The sequence below is a fragment of the Herbaspirillum lusitanum genome (genome assembly GCF_026127345.1).
GTDB classification, from domain to species: domain Bacteria; phylum Pseudomonadota; class Gammaproteobacteria; order Burkholderiales; family Burkholderiaceae_D; genus Herbaspirillum; species Herbaspirillum lusitanum.
Genome location: NZ_QXFG01000005.1, coordinates 395,562 through 419,138, shown reverse-complemented (window position 1 = coordinate 419,138; position 23,577 = coordinate 395,562). Strand labels below are relative to the sequence as shown.

Below are 23,577 nucleotides of genomic sequence, written 5' to 3'. Positions count from 1 at the left end.
TCGCATGGCGCCGCTATCCTCTGGCCGGCCCACCCTTTTTGCGCATGAAGTAAGCAATACAAAAGGCACCCAAGGCCAATACCGCACTAGCCAAATACAACCCCGCAGTGACCTTGTGAGTACGCGTTGTCAGCCAACCGATGGCGATAGGGGCGGTTAGGCTGCCAATTTGGCCGACACTGCTGATGAATGCAATTGCTCCGGCCGATGCAGTACCGGCAAGAAACGTTGCCGGGATCGTCCAGAAAATAGCGGTGCAGGACAGGTAGCCAATCGCCACCATGACTAAACAGATCATCGCCGGGAAAAAATCCAGGTGGAAAAATCCAAGCCCCAGGGCACCTGCCGACGAGACCAAAGCCAGAAAACTGAAATGCAGCACACGTTCGTTTTTCGCATCAGAATGTCGGCTGGCACAGATCATCACGGTGGCCCCAAGCAGGTAAGGCACAGCAGAGACCAACCCTATATGCCAGGCGCTTTGCACTCCGGCCTGACGAATGATTCCCGGCGCCCAAAAGTTGATGACGCTACCGGCCCAGGTGATGGTGAAATAGCCGAATGCGCAGAGGTATAGCTTGGGATTGCGAAGAGCAGAGCCAAAATGGCTGGTTACCGACTTCCCCGCAGATGTCATCTTCTGGCCTGAATTGGCCTCGAGCAAAGCCCGTTCTTCGGCAGTAAGCCATTTGGCGTCGGAAGGAGAGTCAGGTAAAAAATGCCAAGCGACTATCCCCATTGCCACAGGCGGCAATCCTTCAAGAAGAAACAGCCATTGCCATCCATGCAGCGAATACCAACCATCCGCAAAAGTAAGGATCCAGCCGGAGATAGGTCCTCCGGTAATTCCTGCAACAGCAATACCCAATACGAATGCCGACATCACCCGTGCACGCAGGCGGTCAGGAAACCACGAGGTGAGGTAGTACACGATGCCTGGGAAAAATCCAGCTTCCGCAATCCCCAATGCCACCCGAGCCAGATAAAAATGCGTCGGCGTTTTAACAAACATCATGCACAGCGAAGTCACTCCCCACAACACCATAATGCGAGCGATCGTCTTTCGTGCGCCGATCTTCCTCAGCAACAGATTACTAGGCACCTCAAAAAGGATGTAACCAACATAGAAAATTCCGACGCCGAATCCGTATGCAGCGTCACTCATCCCTAGATCGTCTTTAAACTGAAGATGCGCAAAGCTGATGTTTACGCGATCGATGTAATTTAATACGTAGCAAAAAAACAGGAATGGGATAAGACGAAAGGCGACTTTTTTGAATAATTTGTCCATCTCCTCAATCTGCACTTCTCCGTGCGCTGCGATCCCTTCTTTTGCCGTTTTTCGATCCGGATCGCTTGAGCCGGTAGCGATGTCTAGAGCCATGATTTACCTTTAAGGTGATATTTCAAAACGAGATATTTGCTCTGCATACTTCAACGCTGCCGCGACATCTTCCGTTTCGTGAAGAGGCGGCTATTTTCATTGGGTAACCTTGAGCGCAACAAACAGAGCGTGTTTTTTGAAACTATTGGGAATAGCTCGGTCGTACTGTCGACATCAGAATTGACGCAAAATACAGTGACCATTTCGGGCGAAATTCCAGGATTGGTTCATGTGACACCTTTCCAATAATTTCATGCGACCGATCAGGCTCGCGAACATTCTGTTTTGTGCCGAGGTGCCGTGATGGCGATCCTTGAGTGACGCTTGCTTCGTTGACCAGGTAGCGACCGATGCAAAGCGAGTGAGATGGATTCGTCGGTGCCCAGGCACGGCCTGGGCCAACGTCAATTTCGTGGATAGTGAGACTCATCTTCCTCCTCCAGCCGCGGATTTGTTCGGGGCTTTGGTTATTGTCATTGCCAATCTTAGCGTTGGCTTGAATGTTACGTTCCGATAGCATGTCGTTTCAGGCTGTGCTGATATGAGAGAACGCTATCTGATTTCTTCTTTTTCTTTTACTTGCGCTCGAATAGGACCAAGAATCTGATCGTTATGCTCTCCTAGCGTAGGTGGGGCCACGACATCGAGACTTCGCTCATCGTCAAAGGTAACCGGAGAGCGCACGGTTCTGAATGTCCCCATGGTCTTGTGTTCGGTACTGACAAGCAGTTCCAGATGGCGGGCTTGCGGATCCTCCAATGCCTCGCTTGCGTCATACATCGGTGCATGCGGAACATCATTTTTTTCTAAGCGAAGACACCATTCCATTCTCGTTCTGGTCGCGAATATCTCCGATAGAACAAGAATCAATTCCCCTTGATTTTCAATGCGTTTTTCGCGGCTCGAGAAGCGCAGGTCTTGAAACAGATCTAGCCGCTCAATGGCGTCGGCCAAGCCTTGCCAAAACTTCTCCGGAGAAGACATATGCAGTGCGAGCCATTTACCATCAGCACATTGCATCACGTAGGATTGCGAGACACTTGGACGCGAATACGGCCCCATCACTTCGCCGGCAGAATAATAGTGAGTAAAAGCATCCAGATTGAAGTGGCTCATTGCCTCGAGCATAGAGACTTCAACTTTACGGCCCACGCCCGTTGTATTCCTCTCGTGCAATGCTCCTAGAATTCCATAGGCTGCGTAGAACCCAGTGAGCGAATCAGCGATCGCCGGGCCTACTACGCGAGGATTTTCCGGATTGATTAAGAGTCCGAGAAAGCCACTTGCCGCCTGCGCCACCGAGTCATAGGCTGGACGGCCTGCCGCAGGCCCTGTCTGTCCAAAACCACTGATTGAACAATAAATCAAGCGTGGATTAATCTTTCTCAGCCGCTCCTCGCCCGCATTGAGCCTTTCCGCAGCACCAGGACGGAAATTCTGAATATAGACATCAGCCCCCTTGATCAGCTCGTCAAACGCAGCCAAATCCTCAGCATTCTTCGTGTTGAGCGTAATGCTGCGCTTGTTTCGGTTGTACGTTTGATAGTGCGGACTATATAGGCCGCCTTTGAAGGCTCTGAATGGATCCCCCGTCTCCGGCTGTTCGATCTTGATCACATCTGCCCCCAGATCACCCAGCAACATACCTGCCGCAGGACCGGTAATGAATGTTCCCTGCTCAAGAACACGAACTCCGCTTAACACTTTTGCCATATGCTTCTCCAGCCATTCCCACGAGACCGTGAGATGACCTGAATAAAATAACTACATCCCTGAATTTTCTGCGTTCTCCGCAGAGCACTTCGTGGGAAGAAATAGACTACGAGCCCTTCGCACAATGGCCGATCCGTTGAATCGAAGGACCTGATATCAATGCGAGGGGATGAAATCCTCCGGAGTACTGCCTGCATATTGGACTTCACGAGTCGCCTGATAGGACAGCGCAAAACCGATAGGTTGCTCAAGCTCTTCCGCAAGATGCGCAATCAGACCCGCAGTCCGGGCAAGAATGGGAACGCCTTTCAAGGCGCGCAGGGGGAAGCCGATGCCTAGTAAAACAGCTGGAATTGCTGCGGACACATTGAGTAACAATTTCTTTCCTGTGACTTCCGGCAGAACGTTCTCAAGCGCCTGTGCAATGTGCACGAACGACAAATCAATTCCTTCAACAACAGCAACGTCAAACAACGCCTTGACTCGGGCATCGCCCTCCTTGTGAAGTGGATGCCCATAGCCGGGAATGGGTATACGTGCATTCCTGTATTCCGTCGCCACTTCTCTGGCCGCCTCATGGTAATTTTTGGCCGCCCCTGCCCGCTCACGTATTTCCCAAAAAAGCCGGCCGGCAGTTTCAGAAGCGCCCAAGATGACGGAGCCGCAACCAAGAATCCCTGCCGCCACCGCACCTTGGAATACTTCGGGCGCAGCCGCAAGCGTCATGCGGCTGGCTTGAACACTCGGGACCAAACCATGTTCGGCAATAGCCACAAGTGTCGCATTGAGAATGGCGCTTGCTGCTGGTGTAGGTGCGTTACCTGTCACCAGGAGGTGAAAATAATCTACAAACGAAGTTTTTCCAATAAGTTCTGTCGATAAGTTTTTACCGCGAACAATAATCGTGTCTGCGTTGGATGTCGAAATAGAGGTTTTCGGAATCGTTTCTTTACCGATTTTCATTTGGTAGGTGGTTTCTCTAGTTAATTGTTAGCTGCCAGATTGAATCTCATCTGTAATTGGGAAAGGAGTTTACGTTCGTTGATACATGAATGAAAATGAAGTTTTCATGCAATATTCCATCGATGGTATCGATAGATTAAATAGAGAGAAGAATGAATTATGGAACTACGCCATCTCCGATACTTTGTCGCCGTGGCAGAGGAACTGAGTTTCACCAACGCAGCGGAAAAGGTCCACGTTACTCAATCAACTTTATCCCACCAGATCAAGCAGTTGGAAGACGAAGTTGGATGCCAGCTCTTTCATCGAATTGGAAGACGTATCCAAATTACGGAAACCGGAGAGGCTTTTCTCGAACATGTGCAAAACGCCCTGCGCGAAGTCGACGAGGGTATGGGTATTGTCCGTACGGCATTTGATGCGCTCAGCGGCGAGATCCGTATCGGCGCGACGCAAACTTTCAATATGCGTCTGATTCCACACTGTATGGCGCTTTTTTTTGAGAAGCATACCTCGGTGAAAGTGCAAGTATTGGAGCTTCCCGGCGACGAAATTGCCAGCCGGCTTCTTACCGGGGAATTGGACATCGGCGTTGCGTATCGCCCCGCAAGTTTGCGTTCATTGAGATTCGAACCTCTTTACAACGAAGAAATGACACTGCTAGTCGGAGAGCGGCATCCATTTTTCAGGAGAAGGTTTGTAAGAATGGCTGAACTGCATCGGCAGAAGCTGGTGCTTCTTCCACACACATTTGTCACGCGTGCGATCCTGGAAGAATGCTTTCGCACAGCCAATGCCGAACCAATAGTCATTGCAGAAATGAATGCGATCGCACCGATGATCGAACTTGTCAGTGCAACAGAGATTGCAGCAATCGTATCGGAACATGCCGTAACCAGAAACGATTTGAGGATAGTCCCACTGGAAAGTCCAACTCCCGTCAGAACCCCTGGATTGCTCTGGAAAAGAGAAGGATCGAGAAATGTGGCTGCACGCTATTTCGCATCATTGATAAGGTCGGTCGCGGAAAATGAAAACTCCAGAAGACAACCAATTCGACGCAGAAAAAATAGGAAGATCGAAAAGTAATCGATGAGGCCCCTCTACTTCGATCTACTTTCTTCATCCGCGATTGGATGTTGAGTGGGTCAATTTTCGATGCAAAACAACAGCCGCACTGATGACCGTCATGAATAGAAGCTTCGTTATTTTTTTGAACAAACGACCGCCATAATTTCCCCTTCCTTAGTTATTCAAGTTGTTTGTCAAAAGCATACTTTAATTGTTACGGCTAGCAATCAAGTTTCAAAACATCCTACTAAAGATACTTTTTTTGGATCGGCGGAACTTGAATATAATTAAGTTTCCACAAGGAATTTATTAAAATAAAAATGAGAAAATTTATATTCTTTACGAGCGCGACTCTCCTAGCTCTGACGACCATCTCTGGCTGTGCCGTAAAAAATCCATACATATCACCAATCTCTGGGGATACCGCAAAAATTCGGGTGGTGAACCACAGTGCGGGGACAGCGCTCCTTTATGCGAGCACGGCCTGTCAGGTCGACTCTGCCAAAGTGCTAGCGGGATTCAGCTCATTTCTCAAGTCGGATATCAGTAGAGCAGATATGTATGGCTCACAGCCGAATGACGGAAACAAGAACGTCGTGGAGCGAGTAATTGAAGCCGGCAAAGAAATGCAAATCTTTACCGCGTATCAAGGAGCCGGAGTTCAATGTTACGTCGAGGTTGCATTCAATCCCAAAAAGGATGAGCAATACGAAATGACCTACATCGCGAATAGTCAAATGTGCCGCATTTCTATCGACAGATTAACGGAGACTGACGGAAAGATAGTGCACGCGAAGGTTGAAGATGTCCGCCTTTTGAAAAAGGGCGAGTGTAGATAAGTACCGACCATCGGTAGTGCGCCGAAACAAAGCCCTGAGTGAACAGAATACAAAAGGGGGCGAGTCAGCCGCAACCTCTAGTTAGCTAGTCTTTCGACCGGTTCTGAACACCAGCGAGTTCACCACGGTCCCATTCCACAAAAAAGCCCCGGGATGCGCTCGGGGCACAACCTCTGCGGGCAGCAAAGGAAATGAGACTGTCAGGACTTATGCCCAGGGTGCGGGTTGCGGTACCGTACACGGCCCCTCTACTCCGACACTGGTGAAATCGGCCGGGCCGACCACCTCCAGATATTCCATGTCGGGCGAGTAGTCGAACAAAAAGTGCCGAATGCCAGGCGCCTGGTGCACACAGTCGCCGGCGCTGACGAGCGTCTTTTGGTCCTCGTACATGAATTTGGCCCAACCCTTCAGCATGTAGACGATGTGGAATTCAGCCTCGTGCACGTGCCATCCGGTGCCGGCCTCAGGCGCCGCGTTCGCACGCACCAACTGAGCGATGACTTTTCCGTGGGTGGCCTCGGCAATGCCCAGGTCCCGATAAACGAAAAAATCGCGCAGGCCACCCTCAACGTACTGGGTGTCACCGGGCTTCACGTGCATGAATTTCGTCTGCAAAATTGTATTCATCATTTCTATTGCCTTCGTTAGTTCAGAAATCTGCTGACGCGATAACGGGTCATGGCTAGTTATCCGCTCGAAAAAGGACCGTCCAAGTTGAAGCAGACCGTTACGGGGTTTCAGGGAAAGGCAGCTCGACCTGCCCATCCGCCCTAACGTCGAATACGTTCAAGCTCATCGCCACCAGAGTGTAGTATCCCAGCAGTCCCACCAGATTCACGACCGTCTTGACGCCGAAGCCGGCGGCTGCCTCGTGGTAGATCTCGTCGGAGACCCGCTTCTTCTCGTACAGGTCGTCAACGAACCGCCAAATTAGTGATTCGTCGCTGTTCTCGAATTTGGGCACCTTGTCTTGTCGGATGCCTTCGAGCACTTCGGGATTGAGACCGGCTTCGACGCCTATCGGATAGTGGATGTACCACTCGGCTTGCGACTTCCACTTGGCGGCAGTGCACAGGATGGCAAGCTCGGATAGCCGCAAGGACAGTCCCGTTCCATAGCGGCAGAAGGCACCCAGCTCCTGTGCGCGGCTAGCCAGCTCAGGGCTATGAATCCATGACAGGAATGGACCATTCAAGTTGCCGCGCGGGCCGGAGAGAATCGTCTGCAACACGTCCTTCTGCTCTGGAGATGCATTTTCGACGGAGAATTCGGGCAGTCTGGTGCTCAAGTTACACTTCCTTAAAGTGGATGCTTTTTTCCTACGGGCTCATGCTTCGGTATTGAAGATAAAGTTCTCCGGCACGCTTGGCCCCCAAAGGTACAAGGAGTCCTCAGGCGGGAAGTCGCCGGCCAGCCACGGCTTGTCTGCCGATACATAGTCGATGTCGGCCGAATACTCGCAGAAAGAGCCCCACGGGTCTTCCACGTAGTGGAAGTAGTTGGAGCCAAGGACATGGCGCCCGGTGCCCCAGCCCTTCGTATATCCTGCCGCAGCCATCTGGGCAGCGCCGGCACCCACTGCATTAACGTCGGGAACATCCCAGGAAGAGTGATGCCAGCCGCGGGCGCTGCTCTTGGCAAATGCCACCAGATGGTGGTCACAACCATGGGGAGCGTGCATGAAGGCTATGATGTCGCGTGACTTGTCCGAAAGGCGTAGCCCTAGAGCACGCTCATAGAACGCTACCGATGCGAGTACATCGGGTGTAAACAGCAGCACGTGCGAAAGCCTAGAGGGGTGCACAGTCACCGCCTGCGAGCGGGTGCATGCCCCACGCTTGTCCGCTGGCGTGCTCTCGCTCATCCTGGTCGGCTTTTCATCTAATGTGGTCTTGGGCCCCGCTCGTACCTGAATGCGGTTACCGTCCGGGTCGCGGAACCAGAAAGAGGCCTCGTCACCTTGCGAAACGGCCGACACATTGGTCGCGCCCGCCTCAATCACCTGGCTGTGCATCCGGAAGATGTCCCCCTGATAAGCATTGAAGCTCAAGTAGTCCAGATGCTTCCGTTCACCCTCCACGACGCGCGCCCAACGGTGGCCGTCGGCTGCGAGGACATTCAGGCCGCCTTCGGCGGCCGTATTCTCTTGAATTTCTAGTCCGAATGTAGAAAAGAACGTCCTTGCCAAGTTCAAATCAGGTACAGCCAGCGCGAAATGGTCAATCGAATGAATTGCTGCCACGACGATATCTCCTAAACAACGAGCCTCACGAAGCGTTACCGGAGGCCCGTTTAACTCCACGACTGCTTTAACGTGCTTCGTCTTCGATGACGTTGCGCAGCGTGCCAATACCCTCGACGCGAACCTCGCACACATCGCCGGCCTTCATCAGTAGCTTCGGCGAACGCGCCCAGCCGATGCCCGAGGGGGTGCCGGTGACAATCACGTCGCCCGGTTCCAGGGTGATGGCCTGGCTGACGATGCTGATGACGGTCGCGACATCGAAGACCATCTCGTCCGTGCTGGCCGATTGAACCACTTGACCGTTCAGGATGGTTTCCAAGCGCAGGCCCTTGGCACCAGCTGGCAGCTCATCGGCCGTGACGAGGTCGGGGCCGAAGGCACCAGTAGCGTCGAAGTTCTTACCTACCGTCCACTGCGGGGTCTTGAACTGGTATTCGCGTACGGAGCCATCGTTGAAGAGACTGTAGCCGGCGACGTGCGACAACGCGTCAGCAGGAGCAATGTGACGGCCGCCCTTTCCAATTACCGCAGCAATCTCACCTTCAAAGTCCAGGCCTTCGCTGTCCTTGACTGCGGGACGAATCATCGGCTCAGCATGCGCCACCAAGCTTGTGTTCACACGGAAGAACAGTGTCGGATAGTCCGGCTGTGCGAAGTTGCTTTCCTTGGTGTGGTCAGCATAGTTCAGGCCCACACAGATAATTTTTGGCGGACGGGAAAGTGGCGGCAGGTAAGTGACGTCCTTTTCCGTGACGACCACGCCATCCTTGAAGGTGTCGCCATAGTTATCGAGACCGACGCCGCGCGCCAGCAGCTCTTCCAGGGATTCTTCCCCGATGATGCGGATGCCCTTGCTTTCGCGAACACCGAGGGCCTTTTTGCCTTGATACAAAACCGATACGTAACGCATTACAAAACTCCTAAGAAAAAATCAGCTGAAATTAGCGGCGCTGCATCCCGCGTCCTCGCTGGAATGGGCCTCAATCCAGCGAGAGAAAGCCTGGCAAATCTCGTCATTGGCGAGGCATGCCCCGGCCGACGCTTCAAACATCCCGAAGAAGAGGTGGAACATGCTGTCGAAGTTGAGCACCTTCACAGGAACACCGTTCTGCGACAGTTTTTCCGCATAGGCCAATCCTTCTTGCCTCAGCGGGTCGTGGCCTGCCACTGCGACGAGCGCTGGCGGGGCTCCATCGAGGGAAAATGCACGAAGCGGTGAGGGAGGAAAACCTTTCGCTCGAGATGCTTGGTCCCCCATGTACAGCCTCGATATGTCGCGCAAATCGCTGGGCTTGAGCATGGGATAGTCGATTCCACGGTCCTCAATCTCGGATACGTCGCGAGCCATATCGACACCGGGCACAACCAGTAACTGGGCAACCAGGCTCTTGGGACGCTCTCGTGACAACAGAATTGCTGCGGTCGTAGCCAAGTTGGCGCCGGCACTCTCTCCAGCTACTGCCACCCGAGTTGCGTCACCACCGAGCAACTCCACGTTATCCACCACCCAATTGGTTGCAGCCAGGGCGTCATCGTGGGCGGCGGGGAAGGGATTTTCTGGTGCCAGCCGATAATCGACAGAGACGACAACTGCTCCGGTATCACGGCACATCTTGCGAGCAACGTCATCCATGAGCTCAATGCTGCCCAGGACAAAGCCCCCGCCGTGGAAGAACACGATGGTCGGCACCTTCCCCTGGCTAGCCTTTGGTCGATAAACGCGAACTGGCACCTCGACAAGCTGGCCATTGACCAAGCCGGAAACCAGAACATCCTGCGTCGAGAGCACTTGCGGGAGGGTTTTCCCCGCCCTGCCTCGCTCGATTGCCTGGCGCATGCGGCCCCGGGCTTGCTCCGGCGTTCCAGAAAACGGTGGGGGTGCGCCGGCTTCCGTCACTTTGCGGACAATTTCCGCCAGCTGCGGGTCCAGCGCCGGCATGGACTGAGTCGACATCACGGCAGCCCCAGGACGAACTGCTGCGAGCTCAAGGCCCGGGCGCGCACCTGGCTAACATCCACGGACAGCAACTTGCCCGCCTTCTTAACCGCGCGTCCCGCAACGTACACCGAGTCCACGTTGCCGGAATGGGCTGCCAGGACAATTGCGCCGACTGCATCCGAGACCGGCGCCAGGTTGATGTCATCAGCACGAATCATGACGATGTCCGCCTGCTTGCCGGGTGTCAGGGAGCCGATTTTGCTGTCCAGGCCTGTCGCCTTCGCACCAGCCAAAGTCGCAAATTCAAGCACGTCCCTCATCGTCATCGTTTCCGGAGCTCCCTTGGCCTTGGAATGCCCACCACCCATCCACGAGCGGTAGTAGGCGAACGCGTGCCGCATCTGAGTGAACATGTCGCCGGCGCATTTCGTTTCCGTGTCGCCGCTCAGGCTGGGACGGATGCCGGCCGCCAGCAGACGGTCAAAGGGAATGTCTCCGATACCCTGCGCATTCAGCTCACAGTGCACCCCGAGGGAGGCCGTGACACCGGCGTCGGCCATCATCGAAATCTCGTCGTCGTGGGAGCAGCAGCAGTGGACGAACGTCAAATCCTCGCCCAAGACGCCAGCTTCATGCATCTGCGCGATTGCGCGTACCTTGGCGTTTCGCGCATAGGCGCCCATGTGAATGCTGGAGCGAATGCCCAGCTCGCGAGCAAGACGCAGGTCGCCCAACCAGACGTCCCGGGTGGCCATTTCAGGGCCGCGGCCCGCCATCGCCAGAGTGACCAGCCGGTCATCGGACGAGAAGAACTGTTGGCGCAGGCGGCGGATGTCTTCCAGGTGGCCGCGCTGGCTGTTGAACATCCATGACGCGCCATCGACTAGCGGCCAGCCGTGGGCGAAGATGGCGCGCATGCCGGAGTCTTGCAGGGCGATAACCGCAGCGTCCGTGTGCTCGGCGCTGTTCTGGATGTGCGACCAGTCCAGCATCGTGGTGATGCCGGAGTCGAGAGCGGAGACCGCACCCAACAATGTGCCGATATACACGTCTTCCGGACGATAGGCGGCGCCCTTCGCCCCCAACATCTCGGCGAAGTAGATTTGCGGGTCTATGTCGGCATAGCGATGGCGGACGCAAGTCTGCCAGGTGTGCCGATGGGTATCCACAAAGCCCGGGATGACAAGCATCCCGGTAGCATCAATCTGCTCGGCATCTGCCACGTCCAGATTGGGAGCGACATCCATGATTTTCTCGCCCTCGACCAAGATATCGGCCGAACGGTGGTTACCTACCTTCGGGTCCATACTGATGACCCAGCCGCCCTTCAAAAGCTTCCGCTGCGTTTGCATCAGAGCCCCCCTTTAAACCATTTCGAAAGCCGGCCTTCGACTTCGTCCGCCAGACCGGTTTTGCTGCCGGCCCATGCGACATAGCCGTCAGGCCTGACCAGCAGGGCTTTCACGTCGCCGAGCACATCAGGAATCTTCGCCAGGCGCGCCTGAACTACGTCGACGGGGTACTTCGAGACATCGAGGTCCGCGAACTGGCTGCTGAAGCCCTCCAAGTCCAGCAGCAGAAACTTGCGCGAGCGCAGCAGCGACAGCATGCTGGACGTGGAGCCATCCAGCAACGTCAGCAGGATGTCGGGGCAACGCAACCCTTCCGCCGGGTGTGCGCTTTCGGCTCGGGGATACGGAGACTCCAGGCCGCATAGCTCCAGCACCAGCTTCTTCTGGACATCCGGCAGCGGGATGATGTGTTCCTGCATGCGGCGCTTCAGGACGACGGCGTCCTCGGAAAAGTTGAACTGCAGCGCACATTGCGCCTTCACACTCTCCAGAAGCCGCTGCATGACCGGCAGACGCTCGGATTCATAGGTATCCAAGGTTTCATGGCTGGCGTGGCCCTTCACCACGTTCGCCAGCTTCCATCCCAAGTTGAAGGCGTCCTGCAGGCAGAAGTTCATGCCCACGCCGCTGGCCGGGTAGTGGATGCGTGCCGACTCGCCGACCAGGAACACACGGCCTTGACGGAGTTTCTTCACGCTGCGCATCTGGTCATCGAAGCGCGAAGCCCAGTGATAGGAGGTAATCCCATAGTCGGTGCCGTGCACATCTTGCAGGCACTGGAGCACCTCCGGCAGCTCGACCGGCTCCTCTTTGGGGGCATGGCGCCTGTCGCGGTGGACGATATTGAAGCGGGTAATGCCTTCACCGAACGTGTAGCCACGAATCCAACCCATCTCGTTATCGACGTTGATACGGCCGCCCGGCCACGGCGCTTCCAGATGTGCGTCCACCACTATGCCGCGGAAGGTGCCTGAATGGCCCTCGAAGTCGAGGCCCAGCTTTGTTCTGACGGCACTGCGGCCGCCGTCGGCGCCCACGACATAGCGCGCGCGGATTTCCTTCTCTTCGCCGGCGGACGAGCGCACCAGAATCGTTACCCCCTCGGCATCTTGGCGAAGGTCGATGAGTTCACTGTCCGAGACGACTTCGGCACCGCACTCCTTCGCCCATTCCCAGAGGATTTCCTCGGTGTGATTCTGCGGAAGGCCCAGCGTGAAGCCAAATCGCGAATCCAGATACTTCCAGTCAATGGGATGGAATCCAGACCAGATGTGCGACGGCCGGAAGGGATACGGAGCGATTTGCTTCGTCTTGTTGATGAAACGGTCAGCAATACCGCGGGCGTCGAACAACTCAAGCACACGAGGAAGAATAGTTCCTGCGCGCGACTGGACGCCTGCGGTGCGCCTCTCAACTACCAGGGTTTTCACGCCGGCGCCTGCGAGCTCACCCGCCATTGTTAAACCCGAGGGCCCTGCCCCGACTACGACCACATCCCACTGCATTTTCACTCTCCGTATGAATGAGTTGAACGAACAAAAACTATTTAACTTGGGTCAGAACACATGCGTGATGCCGACCTCAAACACGACCTGCCTGTTCGTAGAAGCGATAGGCTGGAGCCGCATGGCGGCGACTTGTCCCTGGCCAGCTGCCTGGAAGACGCTCAACGCATAGAGGCTGGTACGCTTCGACAGGGCATAATCTGCGTGGGCATGGACCATGTTCCACTTGTAGTTCTCAAGCTTGGTGTAACCGTAGCCACCGCCCAATCGCAGGGCCGTGGTGACATATTTGTAAGCGCCCAGGTCGATGCTCTGGGCCTTTGCCGAGACACCCAGTGCGGACAGCTTGGTGTAGCTGTAGTTGCTCATCAGACGCCAACCGGCGTCGGAATACACCACGCCGGCGCTGGCCGTGTTCTGGTTCTGCGCTACCTTGGTGGCAGGGTTCTTCACCAGGTCTATTCCATACAGCGTAGGCACACCCAAAGAGCTACGCGGCGAGTAAGGCACGTCGTGGACCGTTTCCCACACGGCCAAGAACTGCCACGGGTTGGCTGAATAGCTGGCGCTGAAACCCATCGTATTGCCATTATTGGTAGTCGATGTCGGTGTGCCATAGCCATATTGGGCGCCAAACTGGAAGCCATTGAGCTCCGGCGACTTGTACTTGACCAGGCTGTTCAGCGGATTGCCGACCGTGCGGTCCAGGTTGCCCGGATGCGTCGCAAGGTTCGAGGTGAAGCGCTCAGATGTGTAGGGGACCAAATCGGCCAACAAGTCGTATTGATTGCCTAGCGTCACGGTGCCCCAATCCCTCGAATTCAATCCCACGAAGGTCTCGAAGGGGCTGAAGCCACCGGTATCGAGTTGCACGTAATTGGCCCACTTGAAGATGGCGGACGCGCCTCCGCCAAGGTCTTCACGGCCAGTAAATGCGATGAACGGAACGGCATGGGTATTGCCTTGCTGCATGCGGCCACCGCCATTGGGGTAGCTTGCGTTGTTCGTGTAGGACACTCCTGCACCCAACACACCCGAAATCGTCACGTTCTGCGTCTGGCCATGTGCCGACGCGGCGACGAGCGTCACTGCTCCTGCAAATAAAGTCTTCTTCAACATGTCATGTCTCCCTGTTTTTTATTTAGTCAGGCGGCCGAATTCTGAGGTTCGGCTGTGATTCCGCCTGTAAATCTGCGTTGCACTACAAAAACCAATCTCAGCGCCGCCAAGCAGGCGATGCATCCAGCCGCAACGAACACCGTTGCCATCGCATAGGGCAGCGCATGCTCGCCACCGCCGTAGACATAGCGACCGACCAGTGCAATCAACGTCGGCGAGAAACCTTGGCCGACCAGGCCGTTGAGGAAGAGCACAATCGCCATTACCAGGCCAACAGATGCAGCCGGCACGGTGCGTGCGATGACCACAGAGGTGACAGACATGAAGGTCCAGGAGCTCAAGACGACGAAGCAGTTGATGGTCCAGAACCACTGCAAGCTCGTAGACAAGACCAGCGCGGTTGGCATAACGGCCATCGCCAGGCTCGACACCAGGCCGACGGACATGATGCGACCGAGCGGGTTATTGGCATTCTTCTTCTGCATCGCGATACCGGCTAGCCAGAGGCCCAGTGGGCCGGCGGTCAGCATGATGATGCCTTGCGAAAGACCAAACGTACGCATCTCGAGCATGAACTTGCGACCCGCCATTGCCGGCAACCACGCCGCCATACCGAAGGTGATAATCGCGTTGGCGACGACAAACAGCAGAATGGGAATGAAGAAAGTGCGGTTCATCCACAGATAGTTGGGTAACGACGATGCGCGTGCATTCGAGGCGGCCAGCTCAGCCGGCGCGGCAGCCGACCGCCCTGGGTCACGATTCAGGAACACAGTCAGTGCCAACGGCAGGCCCACTGCGCCAATCAGGAACAGTGTGAATTGCCACGAGGTGACGTGGCCCAGCACCGGGATGTACGTCCATCCTGCGTTGTGAACTGCAGCAAGCAACGGGCCACCCAAGACCAGCGACAGGCCGGTGCCCAGCATCAGGGCCATCGTGTAGATGGAGAGAGCACGCGCTCGGCGGTCTTCATCAACACCGTCACGGATAAGCGAATATGACGAGGGTGGGATGAGCGCTTCAGCACCGCCGACAATCACACGAGCGACCACGAGGCCCAAGAAGGTTGCTGCCACCGCATTCGCCGACAATGCCAAGGACCAAATAACGACACCGGCAGCGATGACTACACGGCGATTCCACTTATCTGCCATCCAGCCTGCTGGGATGCCAACAGCGATGTTAGCAATTGCGAATGCTGCACCAATCAGGAAACTTATTTCGACGTCACTGACACCGTAGGTCTTTTGAATCGGCGCGACCATCAGCACAAGGATGTTTTTATCGAGCTGCGCCAGCATGCTCAGTATCGTCAGGGTGACGACAAGCCCCCACTGTCCGAATTTCGAACGTGGACTTCCATTTTGAACAATCACCGTCTCTCTCCTGTTGTAGTTGAATGCTGACGGTTGTTCTTCACCGCTTGAGTGGATTATAGGTTTGGCATTACATTTGTATAATTGATTGTTTAAATCCCATACATTTACGGTGTAAATACATTGCCATGAGATTCAATAAGCTCGATTTGAACCAGTTGGTTGTCCTCGATGCGCTGCTCTCGACCCTTAGCGTAAGCAAGTCGGCGGAGCGCCTATTCCTCAGCCAACCGGCCACCAGCTGCGCTCTTGCGAGACTTCGCGAGTATTTCGAAGACGACTTACTCGTATCTGTTGGGAAAACAAATGCGCTGACGCCGCTGGGCTCAAGCCTCATCAAGCCGGTGCGAGACGTGCTTTTGCAGGTGCAGACAATCACCCGCGCACGCCCGTCATTCGACCCGTCGACGTCGACTCGTAAATTCACTATCGAGTCGTCCGACTACGTCATAAATATCTTCTTGTCAGAGGTCATCAGGCGCGCCTCGGTCTTGGCGCCGATGATGGAATTCGACCTGCGGTCAATCAGCCCCCAGACGCCGAACAACTTGGAGAATGGCGATGCAGAGATTCTTATCATTCCGCACTATGCAACTGTCCAGGGTCATCCGAAAGAAGAGCTATTCGAAGACAAATTTTCTTGTTTGGTTTGTGCGAACGGAGTGTTCAAAGACAAGGAAGAACTGACCACTGATGAATATTTCGATGCGAATCACATCAGTGTGGAATGGGGTGGAGGCCGCAGAATAACCTTCGACACCCGCGTAATCTCTGCCAGCAACAAGCATCGGAAGCAGACTATTGTGGCGCCAAGCTTCTCCCTTGTTCCCGAGTTGCTCGTCGGAACCAACATGATTGCAACTCTTCCGCACAGACTCGCAACGAAGATTGCAAAGCAGTTCCCACTGAAGCTCTTACCCTGTCCTGCAGATATTCCCCACTTTACGGAGAATGTTCAGTGGCACAAATTCCGCGACAACGACCCTTCGGTTTTATGGTTACGCCAGCTTTTCCAAGAGACGGCCGCGACCATCATAGGAGGCGATATAAAGCCTGAGAAAATCCCGGCTAAGCGTCACGCAAATACAAAACGCACACAAGCAGTTATTGCTAAAAAAGCGAAATAGGAATCTAGCCGCACAGGTGGGGCGGCCACGTCTCGTCCCAAAAGTTTACTAAGCAGTTTGAGCATTGATAGTCAGGTGAGAGTTGTGCGAGGCGTAATGCATGATGTCTGTTCTTGCCGGAAGCCGACAATGAAAAATTAGAACGATTGAAGGAAAACATAGAATATCTGGCGCTGATAACGGCGGCTTGCCGCCTGCATCAGTGAACACCAAAAAAAAGTCGCCACTAAGCGACTTTTTTGCATCCAAGGCAAAGCACGTTCTGCCCCACGGGAAACTGAGAACACCGTGGCAAGAAGGATTTTTACAGCGACTACGGACGCTTGGACGCTGGGCACCTGGACTCCGACAGCGGCGCAAAAGCATCATTGCCTGGAGTAGTGGAGACGAGCTTCAAATAATCCCATTGCCCTTTGGATTCGCTTGGTTTCTTGACTTCGTACAGATAGAAATCGTGCACCATCTGGCCGTCAGGGCGGATTTCACCTTTCGCGTACATATCGTTCACACCTACGGAACGCATGTGCTTGAGAACCTTGGCAGGGTCATCGCTGCCGACAGCCTTCACTGCCGCCAGATAGTTGGCAGTTGCAGAGTAGCTAGCTGCCTGCAGGCTATTGGGCATGCGCTTGGTCTTCGCAAAGTACCGCTTCGCAAAAGCACGTGATGCGTCGCTTTGATCCCAGTACCAAGGTTCCGAGAGCAAGAGCCCCTGGGCGTTCTTCAAGCCAATGCTGTCGATATTGTTCATGAACAGCAGCAGTCCGGCGATCCTCATGGTTTTCGTCAATCCAAACTCACGTGCACCCTTGATCGCATTCAAGGTGTCGCTGCCGGATGATGCCAGCGCCAGTACATCAGCCTTGGATCCTTGGGCCTGGAGCAAGAAGGACGAGAAGTCTTCAGAATTAAGGGGATGCCGAACCCGGCCAAGGACTTTTCCGCCTTGTTCATTGACGATCTTGGTCGCCTCAGCTTCCAGGGAGTGGCCAAACGTATAGTCACTCGTCAGGAAATACCACGACTTGCCCCCTTGCTTCATTGCGGCAGTGGTCAGTGCCCTGGAAACTGCCGTGGTGTTGTAGGCGTATTGCACGGTATAGGGTGTGCATTCTTCGTTGGTGAACTGAGTGGCGCCGGCGGACACGACCAGGAAGGCAAACTTTTTGCTCTCCACCAGTCGGTTCACCGCCAGCATGGCAGCAGAATTGGCGCCGCCAATGACCATGTCGACATGCTGCACGTCAGCCCACTCCCGTACCTTCGCCGAGGCGTTGTCAGCCTTATTCTGGTGATCGCCCCACAGAATTTCGACGGGCCTTCCGTTGATATTTCCACCGAAGTCAGCGACTGCCATGCGGATGGCTTCCAGGCTGCCTGGCCCGTCGTTGTCGGCAAGCGGCCCCGATATGTCGGTCACGAATCCGATCTTGATCTTGTCATCTGAAATCTGGGCCTGCGCAGCAGTAGCCCCGATCACGAACAAAGACGCCGCGAGCGTCGCTTGGTTTATGGCGCAGCGTATTGCCGCAGCATGCGCGGAAGGGCCAGGGCGCCGGGTAACGGAATGGTTCATCATGTCTCCTTTGATTTTTATGGATAAATCAGCTGACTACTAAAAAGTGACCTTGTCTGCTCCCTTCAGGCCCAAAATTTCTCGTGCTTCGTCCGGGGTTGCGATTTCGTGGCCGAGGTCCTCCAGGATCCTTCTGATCTTGGTGACTTGTTCCGCATTTGACGTCGCCAGCTTGCCGCGAGAAATGAAAAGAGAGTCTTCCAAGCCCACGCGAACATGGCCTCCCATCGTTGCAGCCGTTGTGGCGAAGTTGATCTGGGCGGCGCCGGCCCCTAGTACAGACCATTGATACTGGTCGCCAAAGAGGCGATCAGCGGTACGCTTCATGAAGACAAGGTTCTCGATATCGGCGCCAATGCCGCCCAGGATGCCGAAGATGAATTGAATGAAGACCGGGGCCTTGAACATGCCGACGTCCATGCAGAACTTCAGGTTGTACAGGTGGCCGACGTCGTAGCACTCGTGCTCGAACTTGATGTGATGTTTCTCTCCCAACTCCTTGGCGCTGAAGGCGATATCCCGGAAGGTGTTGCGGAAGATATAGGAATCGGAATTGCGCAGATACGCTTCTTCCCAGTCGAATTTCCAGTCCTTGTAGCGATCCGCCAGGGGATGCATCGAGAAGTTCATGCTGCCCATGTTGAGTGAGGTCATCTCTGGCGATACGCGTTGGGCGGGCGCGATGCGCTCTTCCATCGTGTTGGTCAGGCTGCCGCCCGTGGACAGGTTGACGACCGCATTGGTCGCTGCCTTGATTTGCGGCAGGAACTGCATGAAATGGTCGGGATTGATTGATACAGACCCGTTTTCCGGATGACGTGCATGAAGATGAAGCACCGCAGCTCCGGCCTCTGCGGCATCGATCGCTTGCCTGGCAATGTCCTCCGGCTTGTAGGGAAGCGCGTCGGACATAGTAGGTGTGTGAATCGCGCCAGTGATGGCACAGGTAATAATGATTTTCTTGTTTTTACGAGACATGAAACAGCTCCAATCGCAATGGCGGTAATGAATGGACGAATAACAAGCGGGAGGGTTTAAGCTACCCAGGCTGCAGCGCTTGGGAGCGCGGCAGCGTGCCGCTCCAGCAGGCCATTGAATTGCTGGAGATTGCCGAATGAGGTCAGGGTTTTCTGACGTTGGGCAGAGGAAACGATCTCTACAACTTTGTCATTGAACGGGGTTGCAACGCCGTGCTCCCGGCCCTGGCGGCAGACGACGCCGTTGATATAGTCAATCTCCGTGGCGCGCCCCTTTTCCAGGTCCTGCAGCATGCTGGCCTTGAGGGCGACATGTTGAGACCAGATCTTTTGATAGAGAGGTATCTTGATCGGGATGTCGAGAGCGCTGCTCAGCTCGAAGTGCTCAAAATCCTCTCCTTGCATCGGAACCAACCGGATGGCCTGGGCATGGGCGACCTTGATGCACTCATCGGCGATGAACGCCAGGCACGTCATGGCTTGCGGATGTTGGAGTACTTCACCGAAGGTACAACCCAAGGCGGCCGACATACCGCTGAACGTTGCATTCATCAGCAGCTTGGAATACCGGATACCCATCAGATTGGTCAGGATCTTGGTGCTTCCTACGCATTCCAGATACTCCTTGATGAGGGCGAGCCTGGGCCGTTCGACGCCGTCAATCTCCCCGATCTCAAACGCTGATTTTTCCAACGCTTCCGTGCTGGATGTCAAGGACGACACACCCGGTCGCAGCCACGTCGCGCCAAAGCCCACGGCGCCACCCACTGTGCGAGACTTTCCCACCATCTTCTCGACCAGCAGTTCGGGTATGCCGTTTTGCAACGTGCAAACCGTGCTTTCCGAATGCAGATGCTTCTGCAAACGGGATAGCGTTTCCTGCGTGTGAGTTTGCTTTGTCAGCAGAAAGATCAGGTCATACATGCCGGAAACCGAATCGGGCGTGAAAGCCGTGACAGGGGCATTGAAGCTAATCGATCCAGTCACCGTGGCGCCATGCTCGTTGAGTGCATCAACGTGATCTCTGTTGCTGTCGATCAGATGGACGTCACGTCCGGCCTTGCTGATGAACGCTCCAATGATGGTGCCGAGCGATCCGGCGCCAACGATAGCTGTACGCATTTCTGCTGCTCCTGGATTCTCCAGGTCCGAATGGACAAGGAAAAAAAGAAAAAATGAGACCCCCTGGCTGCTGCGCAGGCAGCAACCCGTTCAAAGAATTCCGGCTATGGATGAGCGATGGATAACGCCACTACTTTCCGGACATCGACGGCGACGAGCTAATCTAGGAGGTAGGCGGAATAGAGGGCATGATTGTCTCCGATATTTTGTTTTGAATGGCCAGGACGTAGAACCGTCAAGCCTTGTATCCAGAATAGTAATGAGATACGCTGAAACCAGAAAGGTCATTTTCGGCCATCATGCAGGTCATCAAGGGACAACGTGAAGAGGCGCTAATGTCGGGAATTCTGCCGAAGGCAACTGAGCGCATTTATGCGCCGTACAAGATCAATGCGGTCGTGGAGGTATTGGCAGAGCAGGGCATTCCTGCTCAATCGGTGCTTGCAGGGACAAGTCTGTCGCCTGGGCAGTTGCACAATCCCAATGCGCTTACTTCGATCAAACAGTTTCTAACCGTTTGTGAGAACGCGATCGCTTTGAGCGAAGATCCGGCCACGCCGTTCGAGGTTGGTAGCCGCTTGCACTTGTCAGCCTATGGGATGTACGGCTATGCGCTGATGTCGTGCCTCTCGCTTCGCGAATATTTTCGTCTCGCGGTGAAATACCGCCGACTGGCAACACCACCATTCCCGGCCATTTGGGAAGAGGGAGATCAGGTCGTGACATGGCGCTTTCCAGGTAATTTTGTTTCTCCACCATCCGCTGAGCTGAGGCGGTTCTTGTTCGAGCTACAGCTCGCCATTACCGTGACGCATGTGCAGGAGGTTGCCGGTTTCGACTGCCCGCCCATGGGAGCAAAAATTCCATACGATCGGCCCAAACATGCGGCGCTCTACAAGAAATACCTTGGCTGCGTATGCGAATTCGGGAAAGTAGAGACGCAATTATTTTATGACAGTGCCATTTTGGACAGAAAGCCCAAGATGGCACATCAGCTGACCGCGTCCTTGGTCCAGGAGACATGTGATCGCTTGTTAGGCCAGGCTAAGATATCGGAAGGCGCAACAGGAGAGGTGTATCGCGTCTTGATGGCGGTTCCCGGCAATTTCCCATCGATGGAAGAAGTGGCGGAGCGCATGAATACGACGCCTCGGACACTGCGTCGAAAGTTGGCGCTTGAAGACACTTCGTTCCAACAAATTCTGGACGATGTGCGGCGTACGTTAGCGCTCGAGTATTTGCAAAGCTCAAGGATGAGTACTGATGATATCGGAATGCTACTGGGATTTTCCGATACGGCGAACTTCCGCAGAGCGTTAAGGCGCTGGACTGGAAAAGGGCTGGAGGACCTTCGTCTTTCTACTGCCCGCGAGTGATACGCATCAATGGGCAGCCCGCAGGTCGGTGCCTAGGCATGGTCACAAGGTGAAAGTTCCAAAGGATGAGCACAGTTCGACGAGCATCAATGTGATCATAGTCCAACAACTCCCAATTTCTCCGTTGCGCATCCACAATGCTGACAGTAGATTCCGTGGCAATATCCAATTAAATCTGACGCACTTCATTTTCTTGACTTGTCCGCTTCTGGCCGATTTCCGACATCGAAGACTTTATAGAGAACAAGCTTGACAGCATCTGTCTGAGAGCTATGGTCTTCGAGTAAGGGTCACGTTGAGCCCAAATAATAAATTTGGTTGTCCTCACCTAAGTAGCTTTCTATTTTTCCGCACTCACTCAGCAGAGACAGCGCTGTGATAACTCGGTCAGCGGTTAATCCCGGCGACCAACATTGGCTCTCTGCCTCTAACAGAGAACTGATCCCTGCATCATCAATGCTTAGCCGCATACGGCTGCTATCTAATGATGACCGCGACGCAGCGACGCCAAGATGCTGTGAAATAAGCCATGTCTCGATAAGTTGTTCAAGGAATACCTGCAATGATTCCCCGGATCGGCTACGAACCATTATTGCCCACGCATCTAATGGTAAGCGCGTTGTCGACCGATTGATCACATACTTTTTAAGGTCGTGATCGCTAAGAAAGTGTTCAGTAAATACGCTCACGAGAATTAATAGATCAAGTGCTTGGGCAATGACATCATCCTTCAGCGAGAGATTTTTCATCTCTTGAGCCAGGTCCGCCGACAAGCTGACGATATCGCATTCTGAATTCGTCCAGCCAGACTCGAATAAAGCATGTGCTGAGGCGGCCATTCCTGAGAATTGAGCAAGACGATCCGCAAGCACGCTATTAACATCCCAAGTGGGACGAGAGCTGCTTACAGCTTCAGTCATACGTGCCGCGTATTGCAAAGTGCTATGCATGTCCTCTTGCCAGATGCAGCGTTCTATATACCCGAACAACGATTCCAAGGCGAGTCTCTGTGCCTGTCGCAGCTGCAAGGCACGCCAACGCCACTGCGCTCGCACCACATCGTCGGGAAGATCCAAAGAATTACTCATGGTCATCGTGCGACGAATATCACCAACGGTTTGATATTCCGAGTTCGAATTTACCACTGCCAGAATCAAATCAAGAGTAGCGCTGCGTTCTTGCTCTTGAGGTACAGAAGAATTGGTTGGGTAAAAACGAGAGAAGAATTGAATTTTTTCCTGTTTCGACGGTTTTTCGATATTCCAGGCGGTCGCAAAAGCTTCGACGTTCTCCGTAGAGATCTCAAAGTCATCGAGTGCACGTAAGAATGCGTAATTCGTATCAGACAATTTCTTGCGAAGCCGCTCGTCCAATGCCAGTGCGAGACGCGCTCCTGCTTTGGTTACAAGAAAAGCTTGAGGAATTTCTGGATGGGAATAGGCGAATTGATAGCCACTATTACCTTTTAAACCGGGACCATAATTGACAGCGTTGATCAATGAATTCGCATGTTGCCGCCCCATACTGGGAAACTTCAACGTCGTTAATTTACGTTGATCAATACGTTGCTGGGCCCCAGCGGTGCCCGTCAACGAGATGCCAGCGAGTTGATGACTCATAATGAAAAGGGCTTCGATTTTCTCTCGAAATAAAGCGTACTCCTTGGCCGCCATTAGAGTGCCATGCTCTCGATGAGAGTCCTCATAGGCCCAGATAGTCCAGGCGAGTAACGAGAATGGCCGAATGCGATTCGCTACGTTGTTTAACCCAGGGAGCAGTTCGTCCATCATCTCCAAGTTGATGGCACGTAGTCCTAAATAATCGACTCCACCTGGTTCGCCTTTATGAGGCGGGAGAAAGAAGGGGGCGTGAGCAATAGCATTCATG

20 protein-coding genes are annotated in these 23,577 nt (G+C 54.3%); 4 read left to right on the top strand and 16 right to left on the bottom strand.

The window, feature by feature from the left end; translation table 11 throughout:
* Positions 1–13: 13 nt before the first annotated feature.
* The 3 genes from DXT88_RS06100 to DXT88_RS06090 all read right to left on the bottom strand — a co-directional run bounded on the left by DXT88_RS06100 (position 14) and on the right by DXT88_RS06090 (position 4,060).
* Positions 14–1,384: an MFS transporter gene (locus tag DXT88_RS06100; RefSeq protein WP_265211995.1), complete on the bottom strand. Its 1,371-nt coding sequence runs from the start codon at positions 1,382–1,384 to the stop codon at positions 14–16.
* A 552-nt stretch (positions 1,385–1,936) separates the two neighbouring features.
* Positions 1,937–3,097 (bottom strand): CaiB/BaiF CoA transferase family protein, encoded by a 1,161-nt coding sequence (locus DXT88_RS06095; protein ID WP_265211994.1) that lies wholly within the window; start codon positions 3,095–3,097, stop codon positions 1,937–1,939.
* Between the two features lie 156 nt (positions 3,098–3,253).
* A complete protein-coding gene (locus tag DXT88_RS06090) occupies positions 3,254–4,060 on the bottom strand; it encodes a citryl-CoA lyase (protein WP_265211993.1) in 807 nt (268 codons plus the stop codon).
* Between the two features lie 159 nt (positions 4,061–4,219).
* Here DXT88_RS06090 and DXT88_RS06085 point away from each other — a divergent pair, with 159 nt between their 5' ends.
* Both DXT88_RS06085 and DXT88_RS06080 read left to right on the top strand, forming a co-directional pair.
* Positions 4,220–5,149 (top strand): LysR substrate-binding domain-containing protein, encoded by a 930-nt coding sequence (locus DXT88_RS06085; protein WP_265211992.1) that lies wholly within the window; start codon positions 4,220–4,222, stop codon positions 5,147–5,149.
* 302 nt (positions 5,150–5,451) lie between these two features.
* On the top strand, positions 5,452–5,970 hold the full coding sequence (locus tag DXT88_RS06080) for a hypothetical protein (RefSeq protein WP_265211991.1): 519 nt from the start codon (positions 5,452–5,454) through the stop codon (positions 5,968–5,970).
* A 207-nt stretch (positions 5,971–6,177) separates the two neighbouring features.
* Here the strand turns inward: DXT88_RS06080 and DXT88_RS06075 are convergent, their stop codons facing one another.
* The 9 genes from DXT88_RS06075 to DXT88_RS06035 all read right to left on the bottom strand — a co-directional run bounded on the left by DXT88_RS06075 (position 6,178) and on the right by DXT88_RS06035 (position 15,437).
* On the bottom strand, positions 6,178–6,600 hold the full coding sequence (locus tag DXT88_RS06075) for a cupin domain-containing protein (protein WP_265212185.1): 423 nt from the start codon (positions 6,598–6,600) through the stop codon (positions 6,178–6,180).
* Positions 6,601–6,700: 100 nt separating this feature from the next.
* Positions 6,701–7,261, bottom strand: a complete 561-nt coding sequence (locus tag DXT88_RS06070) for a carboxymuconolactone decarboxylase family protein (protein WP_265211990.1) — start codon at positions 7,259–7,261, stop codon at positions 6,701–6,703.
* 39 nt (positions 7,262–7,300) lie between these two features.
* Positions 7,301–8,215, bottom strand: a complete 915-nt coding sequence (locus tag DXT88_RS06065) for a VOC family protein (RefSeq protein WP_265211989.1) — start codon at positions 8,213–8,215, stop codon at positions 7,301–7,303.
* Positions 8,216–8,282: 67 nt separating this feature from the next.
* Positions 8,283–9,128, bottom strand: coding sequence for a fumarylacetoacetate hydrolase family protein (locus DXT88_RS06060; RefSeq protein ID WP_265211988.1), 846 nt, complete (start codon positions 9,126–9,128; stop codon positions 8,283–8,285).
* Between the two features lie 21 nt (positions 9,129–9,149).
* Positions 9,150–10,172 carry an alpha/beta hydrolase gene (locus DXT88_RS06055; RefSeq protein WP_265211987.1) on the bottom strand — a complete coding sequence of 341 codons (1,023 nt, stop codon included), beginning with the start codon at positions 10,170–10,172 and terminating at the stop codon, positions 9,150–9,152.
* A complete protein-coding gene (locus DXT88_RS06050) occupies positions 10,172–11,509 on the bottom strand; it encodes an amidohydrolase family protein (RefSeq protein ID WP_265211986.1) in 1,338 nt (445 codons plus the stop codon). The genes DXT88_RS06055 and DXT88_RS06050 overlap by 1 nt, the downstream gene beginning before the upstream one ends.
* A complete protein-coding gene (locus DXT88_RS06045) occupies positions 11,509–12,966 on the bottom strand; it encodes an FAD-dependent monooxygenase (protein WP_407649272.1) in 1,458 nt (485 codons plus the stop codon). The genes DXT88_RS06050 and DXT88_RS06045 overlap by 1 nt, the downstream gene beginning before the upstream one ends.
* Positions 12,967–13,065: 99 nt before the next feature.
* A complete protein-coding gene (locus DXT88_RS06040) occupies positions 13,066–14,133 on the bottom strand; it encodes a porin (RefSeq protein WP_265211984.1) in 1,068 nt (355 codons plus the stop codon).
* A 26-nt stretch (positions 14,134–14,159) separates the two neighbouring features.
* Complete coding sequence (locus tag DXT88_RS06035; RefSeq protein WP_265211983.1) at positions 14,160–15,437, bottom strand: MFS transporter; 1,278 nt, start codon at positions 15,435–15,437, stop codon at positions 14,160–14,162.
* 203 nt (positions 15,438–15,640) lie between these two features.
* Between DXT88_RS06035 and DXT88_RS06030 the strand changes: the two genes are divergently transcribed.
* Positions 15,641–16,639 (top strand): LysR family transcriptional regulator, encoded by a 999-nt coding sequence (locus DXT88_RS06030; protein WP_265211982.1) that lies wholly within the window; start codon positions 15,641–15,643, stop codon positions 16,637–16,639.
* 313 nt (positions 16,640–16,952) lie between these two features.
* Here the strand turns inward: DXT88_RS06030 and DXT88_RS06025 are convergent, their stop codons facing one another.
* From DXT88_RS06025 to DXT88_RS06015, 3 genes are read right to left on the bottom strand one after another with little or no spacing between them, the layout of a single operon-like run.
* The gene (locus DXT88_RS06025) at positions 16,953–18,215 is read right to left on the bottom strand and encodes an ABC transporter substrate-binding protein (protein ID WP_456152238.1); all 1,263 of its coding nucleotides are present in this window, start codon (positions 18,213–18,215) and stop codon (positions 16,953–16,955) included.
* Between the two features lie 39 nt (positions 18,216–18,254).
* Positions 18,255–19,193, bottom strand: coding sequence for a BKACE family enzyme (locus DXT88_RS06020; RefSeq protein ID WP_265211981.1), 939 nt, complete (start codon positions 19,191–19,193; stop codon positions 18,255–18,257).
* A 56-nt stretch (positions 19,194–19,249) separates the two neighbouring features.
* Positions 19,250–20,314: a ketopantoate reductase family protein gene (locus DXT88_RS06015; RefSeq protein WP_265211980.1), complete on the bottom strand. Its 1,065-nt coding sequence runs from the start codon at positions 20,312–20,314 to the stop codon at positions 19,250–19,252.
* A gap of 335 nt (positions 20,315–20,649) precedes the next feature.
* On the opposite strand from DXT88_RS06015, the gene DXT88_RS06010 reads away from it, so the two are divergent.
* The gene (locus DXT88_RS06010; protein WP_265212181.1) at positions 20,650–21,690 is read left to right on the top strand and encodes an AraC family transcriptional regulator; all 1,041 of its coding nucleotides are present in this window, start codon (positions 20,650–20,652) and stop codon (positions 21,688–21,690) included.
* Positions 21,691–21,980: 290 nt separating this feature from the next.
* Here DXT88_RS06010 and DXT88_RS06005 read toward each other — a convergent pair whose 3' ends face one another.
* Positions 21,981–23,576, bottom strand: a complete 1,596-nt coding sequence (locus DXT88_RS06005) for a hypothetical protein (protein WP_265211979.1) — start codon at positions 23,574–23,576, stop codon at positions 21,981–21,983.
* Position 23,577 lies beyond the last annotated feature (1 nt).